The sequence below is a fragment of the Acinetobacter sp. YH1901134 genome, from assembly GCF_013416965.1.
GTDB classification, from domain to species: domain Bacteria; phylum Pseudomonadota; class Gammaproteobacteria; order Pseudomonadales; family Moraxellaceae; genus Acinetobacter; species Acinetobacter amyesii.
The window spans coordinates 98,958-111,351 of sequence record NZ_VPEW01000009.1 but is presented as its reverse complement, the minus strand read 5'-3'; the positions used below and the strand labels follow the sequence as shown (position 1 = coordinate 111,351).

Annotated in this window: 13 protein-coding genes; 8 read left to right on the top strand and 5 right to left on the bottom strand. The window is 40.6% G+C overall.

What is annotated here, in order from left to right; translation table 11 throughout:
• The first annotated feature begins 83 nt into the window (after positions 1–83).
• The 6 genes from FTV50_RS11000 (at position 84) to FTV50_RS10975 (ending at position 7,736) form a co-directional block, all read left to right on the top strand.
• Positions 84–2,150, top strand: coding sequence for an EAL domain-containing protein (locus FTV50_RS11000; RefSeq protein ID WP_180024428.1), 2,067 nt, complete (start codon positions 84–86; stop codon positions 2,148–2,150).
• 240 nt (positions 2,151–2,390) lie between these two features.
• Entirely contained in the window at positions 2,391–3,983 is a 1,593-nt protein-coding gene (locus tag FTV50_RS10995; RefSeq protein WP_180024427.1) for a peptide chain release factor 3, read from the top strand.
• 106 nt (positions 3,984–4,089) lie between these two features.
• Positions 4,090–4,917: a hypothetical protein gene (locus FTV50_RS10990; protein WP_180024426.1), complete on the top strand. Its 828-nt coding sequence runs from the start codon at positions 4,090–4,092 to the stop codon at positions 4,915–4,917.
• A 74-nt stretch (positions 4,918–4,991) separates the two neighbouring features.
• Positions 4,992–5,948: an RsiV family protein gene (locus FTV50_RS10985; RefSeq protein WP_180024425.1), complete on the top strand. Its 957-nt coding sequence runs from the start codon at positions 4,992–4,994 to the stop codon at positions 5,946–5,948.
• An 8-nt stretch (positions 5,949–5,956) separates the two neighbouring features.
• Complete coding sequence (locus FTV50_RS10980) at positions 5,957–6,778, top strand: TatD family hydrolase (RefSeq protein ID WP_180024424.1); 822 nt, start codon at positions 5,957–5,959, stop codon at positions 6,776–6,778.
• Between the two features lie 151 nt (positions 6,779–6,929).
• Positions 6,930–7,736, top strand: a complete 807-nt coding sequence (locus tag FTV50_RS10975; protein ID WP_180024423.1) for an enoyl-ACP reductase — start codon at positions 6,930–6,932, stop codon at positions 7,734–7,736.
• Between the two features lie 151 nt (positions 7,737–7,887).
• On the opposite strand, the gene secB is transcribed toward FTV50_RS10975, so the two are convergent.
• From secB to rsgA, 4 genes are all read right to left on the bottom strand, one after another.
• Positions 7,888–8,343, bottom strand: a complete 456-nt coding sequence (gene secB / locus FTV50_RS10970) for a protein-export chaperone SecB (protein ID WP_078189641.1) — start codon at positions 8,341–8,343, stop codon at positions 7,888–7,890.
• A 40-nt stretch (positions 8,344–8,383) separates the two neighbouring features.
• A complete protein-coding gene (gene grxC, locus FTV50_RS10965; RefSeq protein ID WP_078189640.1) occupies positions 8,384–8,638 on the bottom strand; it encodes a glutaredoxin 3 in 255 nt (84 codons plus the stop codon).
• A 20-nt stretch (positions 8,639–8,658) separates the two neighbouring features.
• Positions 8,659–9,066 (bottom strand): rhodanese-like domain-containing protein, encoded by a 408-nt coding sequence (locus FTV50_RS10960; protein ID WP_078189639.1) that lies wholly within the window; start codon positions 9,064–9,066, stop codon positions 8,659–8,661.
• Between the two features lie 93 nt (positions 9,067–9,159).
• A complete protein-coding gene (rsgA, locus tag FTV50_RS10955; protein WP_078192688.1) occupies positions 9,160–10,218 on the bottom strand; it encodes a ribosome small subunit-dependent GTPase A in 1,059 nt (352 codons plus the stop codon).
• 125 nt (positions 10,219–10,343) lie between these two features.
• Between rsgA and orn the strand changes: the two genes are divergently transcribed.
• Positions 10,344–10,901, top strand: a complete 558-nt coding sequence (gene orn / locus FTV50_RS10950) for an oligoribonuclease (RefSeq protein WP_067763591.1) — start codon at positions 10,344–10,346, stop codon at positions 10,899–10,901.
• 55 nt (positions 10,902–10,956) lie between these two features.
• Here orn and FTV50_RS10945 read toward each other — a convergent pair whose 3' ends face one another.
• Positions 10,957–11,397 (bottom strand): GNAT family N-acetyltransferase, encoded by a 441-nt coding sequence (locus FTV50_RS10945; RefSeq protein ID WP_180024422.1) that lies wholly within the window; start codon positions 11,395–11,397, stop codon positions 10,957–10,959.
• Between the two features lie 199 nt (positions 11,398–11,596).
• Between FTV50_RS10945 and FTV50_RS10940 the strand changes: the two genes are divergently transcribed.
• Complete coding sequence (locus FTV50_RS10940; protein ID WP_180024421.1) at positions 11,597–12,367, top strand: ThiF family adenylyltransferase; 771 nt, start codon at positions 11,597–11,599, stop codon at positions 12,365–12,367.
• Positions 12,368–12,394: the final 27 nt, after the last annotated feature.

Here is a 12,394-nt window from a genome sequence, read left to right as displayed (position 1 = left end):
AAATGTAACAAGTTAAAGGGAAGAGATAGATTGGGTAATTCGGTTAAAGAAAGTGCCACGATAACCTAAGCGGAACGCTTGATATGACCCATATTCATTATGATTACAATCTGGTCGTTGGTTCAATCGTAGTTGCATTATTAAGTTGTTACTTAGCTGTTTCACTCGAACAAATGTTGTTCCGTGGAACACGACCAAGATATGAAAATGTCATTTTATTATTCAGCGGTGCAATTTTAGGTGCTGCGATTTGGTGCATGCATTTTGTAGGCATGATGGCCAGCCATTTACCTTCAAATCATAGTTTTGATACCAGTCTTACTCTGACATCCTATTTTATTGCCTTTGTCGCGTCCACTTTTGCCGTGTGGTTAACCACACGACTGACGCTACCATTTCCTCGTTTAATTTTAGGCTCAGTTTTAATGGGGCTAGGCATTTCCGGAATGCATTACACGGGGATGCTGAGTTTAGACGTTCAGGGTTATGAGCAACGATACGAACCTTTCATTGTTATCTGTTCAATTTTAGTTGCGATCTGTGGCTCGTGTTTGGCATTTTGGCTAACGTTTAAAAATAAATACTCGCCAAAACGTAACATCATGAATGCCTTTGTTGCGGTCATGCTGACTTTTAGCATTGTCGCTATGCATTATATTGGTATGGCAGCTGTTGATTTTGTACCGCTAAACTCGATGGATGTATTGGTTGCAGCTCAAATTAACCATAATTTATTGCTATTTATTGTCTTATTTGTCACCAGTTTATTGTTGATGGCGGCCTTTAGCGTTGCAGTACTTGAGCAACGTTTAGAACATCGCAGTTTGCAGTTGATGCGCGCAAATCGAGAACTAGCCAATCAAGCTGTACAGGACAATTTGACCCGTTTACCTAATCGACTATTTTTGGCTGAATATGCACATTTTCTATTTACAGAGCATCGCTTAAGACAAGATAAAATTGCTTTTATTTATATTGATATCGACCGTTTTAAAGCGGTCAATGATGTGTTTGGACACCATGTGGGTGATCAACTACTGATTCAAATTGCTACGCGTATTCACCGTTTAATTAATGATAAAGCCAAATTGCTACGAATCGGTGGGGACGAGTTTCTGATTGTGCTTGAGTCGGCAAGCAATGACTCTGCCACAGCAATGTCTGAAAAAATATTGGAATTGATGCAAGAAAGCTTTTTGATTGCAGGTAAAGAAATTAACATTTCAGGCAGTATTGGTATTGCGATGTACCCTGAACATGGTGCGAACTTACAAGACCTACTGATCAATGCAGACACTGCAATGCTGAGTTCGAAGTATCAGGGGCGTAATACCTATTCATTTTTTAATTATACTGCCGACCAATTTGAAGAAAAAAGTCAGACGAAACTGATCAATGATTTATATAAAGCGGTAGAAGAACAACAGTTTATCTTATTTTATCAGCCAAAATTTAATGCTGCTGATCGTGAAATTTGTGGAGTAGAGGCCTTAATTCGTTGGAATCATCCAACTCTAGGTATGTTGACGCCAAATAAGTTTATCAATGGTGCAGAAAAAACTGGACTGATTATTGCCATGGGCTATTGGGCGCTTGAAGAAGCCTGTAAGCAAATTCAGCACTGGGAAAAGCTGAATATGCCGCTGTATCCGATTGCGGTCAATTTATCAGCGATTCAGTTTGAACATAAACACTTATTTAGTACTTTAGAGTCACTTTTTGCACGGTATGAAATTAACCCGTCACATTTAATTATTGAAATTACCGAGTCAACTGCGATGCATCATATCGATGCCAGTATTGTAACTTTTGAACATTTGAGAAAGATGGGGATTAAAGTTGCGATTGATGACTTTGGAACGGGACATTCAAGTTTCTTGTATTTAAAAGAACTGCCTGTAGATGAGTTGAAAATTGACCGTGAGTTTATCCGCAATTTGAGCATCGGTTCTAAAGAAGAAATTATTTTAGAAAGTATTATTCACTTGGCAATTCGACTGGGTTTAACGGTCACTGCAGAAGGTGTAGAGACAGAACAACAAGCAGAAATTTTAAAACGTTTAGGTTGCCAACAGTTGCAGGGATATTTGTTAGGAATGCCGATGCCAGTGGCACAGCTTGAAGAACGCATGAAAATGAAAGTTGAATAAAGTCCTCGTAGTCTGATTGCATTGCCAATGAGTGAGAAAAAAAGACAGAGAAATGCGTTATATCGTCGATAAAAACAGGTCGTCATCCAATGTAAAACATCAAGACACGCCACGCTAAGATTTTGACTCAACCCGATGTGGTTGATTATTTTTAATGGTCAATCTGATACAATATCGCCAATTTCCCATATTGATCAGCTCTGATCTTTTGCACTGCGAGTTTTGCAGTAGGTGTCTTTCATGAGTTTTAAAGAAGAATTAGCGACACAGGTCGCTCAGCGACGTACTTTCGCTATTATTTCCCACCCCGATGCCGGTAAAACCACAATGACAGAAAAACTGTTGTTATGGGGACAGGCGATTCAGGTTGCAGGTATGGTAAAAAGCCGTAAATCTGATCGTGCGGCAACGTCTGACTGGATGGAAATGGAAAAAGAACGTGGTATTTCGATCACCACTTCTGTTATGCAGTTCCCGTTTAAAGACAAGATGATTAACTTGCTCGACACCCCAGGGCATGAAGACTTTTCTGAAGATACCTACCGTACATTAACCGCTGTTGACTCTGCGCTTATGGTGATTGATGGTGCAAAAGGTGTCGAAGACCGTACGATCAAATTGATGGAAGTGTGTCGTATGCGCGACACGCCGATTATTTCATTCGTCAACAAAATGGACCGTGAAATTCGTGAGCCATTAGAACTGCTTGATGAAATCGAAAACGTTTTAAAAATTAAATGTGTTCCGATTACTTGGCCACTGGGCACAGGTCGTGACTTTGCCGGTGTATTTAACCTACTCGAAGAAAAATTCTACGTTTATAAGGCAGGTTTCGGTTCAACAATTACGGATATTGAAGTCCGTGATGGCTATGACTATGCAGATTTGCGTGAAAAAGTCGGTGATCTCGCTTGGGCTGCATTTGAAGAATCATTGGAATTGGTTCAAATGGCCAATGAACCTTTAGACCGTGATGAATTTTTGGCAGGCCGTCAAACGCCAGTCTTGTTTGGTACGGCACTCGGTAACTTTGGTGTGGACCATGTTTTGGATGTATTTAGTCAATATGCGCCTGAACCTAAAGCACATCCAACTCAAGACCGTAAAGTTGAAGCGACTGAAGAAGGCTTCACTGGTTTCGTCTTTAAAATTCAAGCCAATATGGATCCAAAACACCGTGACCGTATTGCATTCATGCGTATCTGTTCAGGTAAGTATGAAAAAGGCTTAAAAATGAAACATGTGCGTCTAGGTAAAGATGTGCGTATTAGTGATGCTTTAACGTTCCTTGCTGGTGACCGTCAGCACCTTGAAGAAGCATGGCCGGGCGACATTATCGGTTTGCATAACCATGGTACGATTCAGATCGGCGATACTTTCACTTCGGGTGAAGATTTACACTTTACCGGTATTCCTCACTTCGCCCCTGAAATGTTCCGTCGCGTGCGTTTAAAAGATCCTTTGAAGTCAAAACAGCTACAAAAAGGCTTAAAAGAACTTTCAGAAGAAGGGGCGACTCAGGTCTTTATGCCGCAAAACAGTAATGACTTAATCGTGGGTGCTGTGGGTGTGCTTCAGTTTGAAGTGGTGGCATATCGTCTGAAAGAAGAATACAAAGTGGATTGTATTTATGAGCCTGTAAGTATCAATACCGTACGTTGGGTATCGTGTGATGACGAGAAAAAATTCAACGAATTTAAGAAAAAAGCACACGACCAATTGTCTGTCGATGGCGGTGGTCATTTAACTTATCTTGCACCAAGTCGTGTGAATTTACAGTTAATGCAAGAACGTTATCCGGATATTGTGTTCAGTAATACACGTGAACACTAAGTTGTTCTTTTACAGAAATAAAACAGCTTCTTCGTGAAGCTGTTTTATTTTGTGGTAGAGTTTTTAAATCCATACATTACGCAATCATTTGGTCGTTTAGGACATCATGAAAAAATTCAAGGATGCTACAGTTTTTGCACTTTTGGGGAGTGTTTTGCTGCTCAGTGCATGTGATTCAGGAAAAGAAAACAAAGCGACAAAGCCGGCCGATGATGGCGCTTCTGAAGTGACTGTGATCAATCCAGATGTTTTGCCTTATTTAAATATCCAAGAGCAAGCCGCAAAAATCGCCAAACCGTTTTGTGAAAATAAAAGTTGTATTGATTTAGAGATACAAACCATTCAGACCGTAGATACGTGGTTGAATGGTTGGATTGAAAAAAATCAGGCCAGCGTCGTACAAGATCAGATTGCATTAAAGCAAAATATGAATCTCCAACAAGCCGTCGATGCGTATGTGAAAAAATCAGATGCTTGGCAGGCAGAGTTTAAAACCAATAAAGCCTATGAATTGGCCATGTACACACGAGTTCCATATCAACGGAATCAATATGTGTTGCTGCAAATCGGTGTTGATACCAAACAGGAAAATATCACGGTCAAAGAGCGTTATTATTTTTTTGTGGCAGACCGCCGTGCGAAAAAGAATCTTAAACCTTTAGATATTATTGAAGCAAAGCAACAGCAAAATATGGATGCTATTGTGCAACAAGCCTATAGCAAATGGTTAGATGAACAAGAGATAGATGTCAAAAAAACGGCACCGAAAAAACTCTATTGGGGCCAAGCAGATTGGTTCTTTGATCAAGAAGGTATCGGTTTGCATTACCGTACAGATGAAATTGTCAAAGATGGTAAACAATTGGATATTTATCTCAGCAAAGCGCAAACACAACAAGTATTGAAAGCTGACGTTTATCAGCATATGTTCTAATCAACGAAAGTATTTAATTTGATAAGATATTTACCAAAATAAATATCAATTATTCAAAATGAAAGGTTGAAGCAATGGTGCAAAAAAATAAAATTTGGGCAAGCTCAATATTGGCAGTTTCTGTTGCATTCACGGCGTGTCAGCCACAACAAGCTGAACCTGAAAAAAAGCCGGATCAAGCCAAAACTGAACAGCCAGATTTGAGTGCAAAACTGATTGGTGATGCGGAAAAATTACAACTGAATTTACCTGAATGTGATGGCGGGGTCTGTCCTGAAATTTCAGTTGAACGCTTAAACAGTAATCAAGCCTTTATTGATGACTTTATTGATGCGGAAATTCTAAAACAGTTAGGCGAAATTTTATCTGTTTCGCCTTTAGAAGATAAGACGCTGAGCACTGATGCTCCCGCTGCAAGTGGAGTTCCTGCAGCGTCTGAAGCAAAATCTGCTTTGGCAAATGTTGAAACGCCCAAATTAAAATTGGAAAAAGCCACGCAGCCTTATATGCAAGCGTTCTTAAAGTTAGATAAAGAATTGAAATCTTTAAGTGCCAATCAGCAAATCAGTTTGATGATTAAACCTAAAATATTAAATGCTGAAAAACCCTTGGCAACAGTGGTTTTAAATACCAGTTCATATTTAGGTGGAGCGCATGGTTCTTCTGCACAGCAATATTACAACTTTGATTTAAGCACTCAAAAATTGGTGCAGCTCAACGACATATTATTGCCAAATCAACGTGCTGAGCTTGAAAAGCGGGGCTATGAAGTATTTAAAACTTGGGTGAAAGATGCCAAGTTGGCAGACAATATTCAAGAATACGAACAGATTTGGAAATTTAAACTGTCTGATAATTTTTATCTGAGTCAGCAAGGTTTAATTTTGCAATATGCCGAATATGAAATTGGGCCGTATGTGGTGGGTTTACCACGTTTGACCATTCCGTATGATCAATTGCAAAGTGTATTGAAAAAGCAATATCTACCTCCAGTTGAAGCTGCTGAAGCCTCAGCCGCAAAAGCAAATTAATTAGTTCAATGACTTACTCATTGTTTGATACGCATACGCATTTTGATGTTCCCGATTTTGACGCTGATCGGGAACAGTTGGCGTATGCTGCCAAACAGGCGGGTGTCGATGCGTTAGTATTGATTGGTTTTGTACAGTCACGTTTTCAAGATTTGCTGCATACCCAAGAGTTTTTAGCTCGTTTATCCAATGTTCCAACAAGCTATTTAGCTCCCGGCTTACATCCGTTTTATATTGAGCAACACCGTACAGAACATTTGTTCGATGTGGAACAGATGCTAAAGCAGCATGATTGTGTTGCTGTGGGTGAAATAGGTTTAGATACCTTTTTGAAACAGCATAAGCAGCCTGAACTTTTTCAAAAGCAGCAGCAGTATTTTTCCGCACAACTTGAGTTAGCACAGCAGTTTGATAAACCAATATTGCTGCATATTCGTAAATCCCATGCGGAGGTGCTTTCGATGTTGAAAAAGCATCAATTTAAGCTCGGTGGTATTGCACATGCATTTAGTGGTGGTGTTGAAGAAGCGAAGGCATTTACCAAGCTAGGTTTTAAAATTGGTGTAACGGGGCAAATCACCAATCCCAATGCAAAAAAATTACATCAAGTGGTTCAGACTTTAGGGGCGGCACATTTGGTCTTAGAAACCGACTGTCCCGATATGACACCCTTATGTTGTCAGCATTCGACGGAAGGGCGTACCCGTAATACGCCGGTCAATTTGCCCTATGTCTTGCAGGGGTTAGCTCAGAGTTTAAATCGTACCGAATCTGAGATTGCAGATATATTATGGACTAATTCATTACAAGCATTGCATCTGGACGCTTAAGCGGCAACAAATATTGACGCCGCTTGATTGAATCTGATTTTATTCGCATCGTGCATGCAATGATGGTTTTCTAAAAAAAGGCGCATTATGCAATTTCTAAAATGCTTTAGACTTGGCATTATGCTGTTAAATTATTTTGAGTGAGTTTCACATGGCACAAGGACTATTGGCTGGCAAACGCTTTTTAATCGCGGGTATTGCAAGTAAGTTATCAATCGCATTTGGTATTGCGCAAGCTTTACATCGCGAAGGTGCAGAACTGGCTTTTACTTATCCAAACGAAAAATTAAAAAAACGTGTAGATGATTTTGCTGAACAATTTGGTTCAACTTTAGTTTTCCCATGTGATGTAGCAGTGGACGCTGAAATTGATACCGCTTTTGCTGAACTTGCTAAACATTGGGATGGTCTAGATGGTGTTGTGCATTCAATTGGTTTTGCACCGGCACATACTTTAGATGGCGATTTCACTGATATTACCGACCGTGAAGGTTTTAAAATTGCTCACGACATCAGCGCATATAGTTTTATTGCGATGGCTCGTGCGGCAAAACCTTTATTGGCTGCACGTCAAGGTTGCTTATTGACGCTGACTTACCAAGGTTCTGAACGCGTAATGCCAAACTATAACGTTATGGGTATGGCAAAAGCGTCACTAGAAGCAGGCGTACGTTATTTGGCAACAAGTCTTGGCACTGAAGGTATTCGTGTAAATGCGATTTCAGCAGGTCCGATTCGTACCTTAGCGGCTTCAGGGATTAAATCTTTCCGTAAAATGTTAGATCTAAATGAAAAAGTCGCACCACTTAAACGCAATGTAACTATTGAAGATGTCGGTAATGCAGCATTGTTCCTTTGCTCACCTTGGGCAAATGGTATTACAGGTGAAATTCTGTATGTTGATGCGGGCTTTAATACTGTAGGTATGAGCGCTGACTTAATGATGGATGCTGAGTAATTTGCTCCTCCCTTTTTAAAAGGGAGGGTGGGAGGGATTTTGTTAAGTAGAAGTAAATCCCCCTCATATCCCCTTTTAGTAAAGGGGGGGAAGCTAAAAAGCAATAAAAAAGACCGCAAAAGCGGTCTTTTTTAGATTTGAAGATAAGCGATTAAGCTTGGCCTTCAGCAGCAGTTTGTGCACGTTGCAAATTCGCTTCGAATTCAGCATCGAAGTTAATTGGTGTAAGCAATAATTGTGGGAAGCTGCCTTTAGTAACCATATCGTTCACAGCTTCACGTAGGAATGGGAACAAGATATTTGGGCAGTAAGCACCAAGAATGTAAGGAAGACGTTCTTCTTCAACGCTATCGATCAGGAAGATACCTGCTTGAGTAACGTCAACGATAAATGCAGTGTCACCCGCATTGTTCGCTTGAACGACAACTTTCAGTGAAACTTCGAAGTGTGTTGGATCAACTTTTTCTGCAGAAGAAGAAAGGTTGATATTTAGTTCAGGCTGCCATTCTTTAGTAAATACTTGAGCCCCAGGTACTTCGAAAGAAATATCTTTAGTATAAATACGCTCTAATGCCAATTGTGGTTGAGCTTGTTGTTCTTCACTCATTGTTTATTCCTTAATATGAGGTGACGATTTATGTTTAAAATTAAGATAGCATACCGTCGAGTTTGCCTTCACGCTCTAAAGCATAAAGTTGGTCAAAACCGCCAATAAACTGATCATTAATAAAAATTTGAGGAACGGTACGGTGGTTGGTGCGTTGCATCAATTCAACACGTACTTCAGGCGCTTCATTTGATAAATTAATTTCTTTATAAGCCACGCCTTTACGCTCTAGGAGCTGTTTTGCACGAATGCAGTAAGGACATACAGTTGTTGAATAAATCGTAACTTCAGCCATGTTAATCTCCTAAGAAGCGCTTATTTGCTTTTAACTAGAGGTAAGCCTTGAGCTTTCCAGTTGCTAATGCCGCCGTCTAAACGGTATGCATCTGCATGACCGACTTGTTGCAATGCAGAACCTGCCACTTGACCAAGGTTACATACAAAAACCAACGGGCGATCAGAAGTTTTTAACTCTTCAATGTGTTTTGTAATTTGGCTATATGGAATATTACGGCTACCGCTAATATGACCTTCGCGGAAGTCTTTCGCATCACGTAAGTCAATCAATTGAGCATTTTTAGCTTTAACTAAAATCCCTAAAGATTGAGGTGAAATTTTGCGACCATTACGCTGGCCTTCAAGAATAAAGAACAGCACGACCAATACAGCCAGCGTTCCAAATAAGAAGGGGTGATTCCCCATAAATTCGAACCAACGTTCCACAATTCACCTAACTACAATTTTAAATTGCCAAGAGTATAGCCCATAAATATGGTGATCAAAATCACCCCTTCAAGGGCATGAACAGAATAAAAATTAATTTTTTTGCTGCGCTTCCGTGATTTCGTCGATCAGACGTAAATAACTGTCTAATCGGCGCGGTAAAATTTCGCCATTTTGAGCCGCCATTCTAAGCGCACATTGCTTTTCATGTTTATGCGTACAGTTACGGAACTGGCAATAGCCCAAATGTGACTCGATCTCAGGGAAACCTTGCTGAACTTTTTCCAATTCTAGGTGCCATAAACCAAATTCACGGATTCCTGGTGAATCAATCAATGCAGAACCTTCACCAAACGCAATTAAGCGCGTAGAGGTGGTGGTGTGCTGACCGAGCGCGGAGTTTTCCGAAATAATATTGGTTTTTTGCGCAGCATCCGGAACAATGGCATTAATTAAAGTGCTCTTACCAACCCCAGACTGACCTACAAATGCGACAGTTTCACCAGAAAGTCGAGCAGAAAGTGTGCTTAAGTCACCATCAGATTGAGTTTGCATGACCTCATAGCCCAAGTCACGATATTCTTGTAATAGCGTTAAGATCGGATCGTTGTCTTTAAGCAAGTCGGATTTATTTAAGACCAATAATGCTGGAATATCGGCATCTGCACAGGCCACCAAATAGCGGTCAATCAGGCCTGGTGCTGGCTCAGGAAGTGGTGCAAATACAATCACAATCAGGCTGACATTGGCTGCGACAGGTTTCACTTTGTGATAACGGTCAGGGCGTGTCAGTAAAGATTGGCGTGGATGAATCGCGGTAATAATCCCTAAACCTGTGATCGGGTCAGCTTGCCATTTGACACGGTCACCCGTCACCAATAATTCGAGATTGGTACGGGTATGGCAGCGCCAAACACTGCCTAATTCGATGGGTTTCCAATGGGGTTCAGGTTCACCAGCTTGCACAATAGGTTTTTCAGGATGTTGGTCGGGTGTAGACAGCGCTTGAACTTCAAGTTGACGACCATAATGTTGGACGACCAAGCCTTCCAAATCTGCAGAAGTATCGATTTCTTCCTGACGAGATTTATGTTGCTTCTGAATGCGACGTTGCTGCTGTTCAGTCAGTCGGCGCTTACGAATTAAAGCCATTCATATCCTAAAAAACCGTGAAAACTAGATGGCAAAAATAGCATGAAAGCAGGGTCTATTTACAGCGCAAGCCCAATAAATTTGCTACTATGTTCATTTTTACAGCCTAATAAGATTGCACATTTATGAGCAGCACACCTGATACACGCCTGATTTGGATTGACCTTGAAATGACAGGTCTAGATACAGATAACGACCAGATTATTGAAGTTGCAACAATTGTGACGGATGATAATTTAAATATTCTGGCGGAAGGGCCTGTGCTTGCGGTACATCAGTCTGACCGTGTGCTCAATGCGATGGATGAATGGAACACTCGCCAACATGGTCAATCAGGTCTGATCGAACGTGTACGTCGTAGTAAATTGACAGCACAAGATGCTGAACAGCAAACGTTAGAATTTTTGAAAAAATGGGTGAATCCAAAATCATCACCGATGTGCGGTAACTCAATTTGCCAAGATCGTCGTTTCTTGCATCGTTTAATGCCTGAAATGGAACAATACTTCCACTACCGTAATCTCGATGTATCATCAGTGAAAGAATTGGCGAAGCGCTGGCGTCCGGAAATTATGGGTGGATTGAAAAAGAATGCCTCACATTTAGCGATGGATGATATCCGTGACTCCATTGCAGAGCTTAAATACTACCGTGAATATTTCTTTATTATGAATAAAGACTAAGGTTGTAAGATCGAAAAGAGGCGAAAGCCTCTTTTTTTTATCCGAGAAATTTTCTCTATCGTTGATAGATGTTGGCTTGATGAATCTCGAGAAAACTTGCAGGTTGAACCAAATCGGTAAAGCCAAATTGACGATATAAACCATGTGCATCCGCCGTCGCAAGCAACATGCGTCTTAGATCTGAGGAGCCACATTTTTCAAATAAAGTACTCACAATTAATTTTGAATAGCCTTTGCCTCGATGCTCATCGGCGACATAAATATCGGCTAAATAAGCAAAAGTTGCGTAATCCGTAATGGCACGACCAAAACCGATGATTTCATCATCGAGAAGTAAGGCCACGGCCAAAGAGTTTTCAATCGCTTTTTTCACCACATGTTTTGGAATATCTTTTGACCAATAGGTATGGCTTAAAAAACGATGCACGGTGTCTAAATCCATTTCATTTTTGTCATCGGTAATTTTTAAATTATTTGGCAGAGGATGGATGTCCATGGCAATACACACTTGAGTTTTAGATTTATGGTTATACTTTTTAAAGCAGATCTCCGTTCGCTGTAAATGTTTATTTTGATGGATTTAGACCTGATGCGAATGCCGCTCTGTTGCGCTGACTGCTGAATTGCGTTTTATCAAAGAAAAAAAGCAGTGAATTTGCTAAAATGGCGGCTGATTTAACACTGCCTCCAAACCTATGACTGAACTGCTCCAAGATGATGAATATGACCGCCGTTTTGCTGGCGTAGCCAAAATATATAGTGATGAAGGTTTTCATCATTATGAAAAAAGTCATGTCATGGTGATTGGGATTGGTGGTGTAGGCTCATGGGCGGTCGAAGCTTTAGCGCGTACTGGTATTGGTGAGCTGACCTTGGTCGATATGGATGTGGTTGCTGCATCGAATATTAATCGACAATTGCCTGCCATGAGCACGACATTGGGACATGAAAAAATTGAAGTGATGGCAGAGCGCTGCCGTGGGATTAATCCCCGAATCAAAATAAATTTAATTGATGATTACTTAACACCTGAAAATGTGAAAGAAATATTAGCCGGCAATCCCGATTTAATTTTAGATTGTATTGATGACGTGAAAGCGAAATTCGCCCTCATGTTACATTGTCGTTTTAATAAAATTCCGTTGATCGTTTCCGGTGGAGCAGGGGGTAAACTTGATCCGCTGAAAATCCGAGTCGCAGATTTATCAAGAACAGAGCAAGACCCGATGTTAGCCAAATTGCGCACACAATTACGCGGCAAAGGCATTTGTAAAAAGCCGAAAGAAAAGTTTGGGATTACCTGTGTTTATTCGATTGATAATCCATTTTCCAGTGCTGATGTTTGTCCAAGTGCGGGCTTACATTGTGGTGGATATGGTTCAGCAGTAGTGGTGACGTCCAGCTTTGCGATGGTGGCTGTGTCAGAGGTGCTCAAAAAACTTGATGCAAAACGAGCAAAAGCATGACAGCTATCTCATTTTGAAAAAAAATAA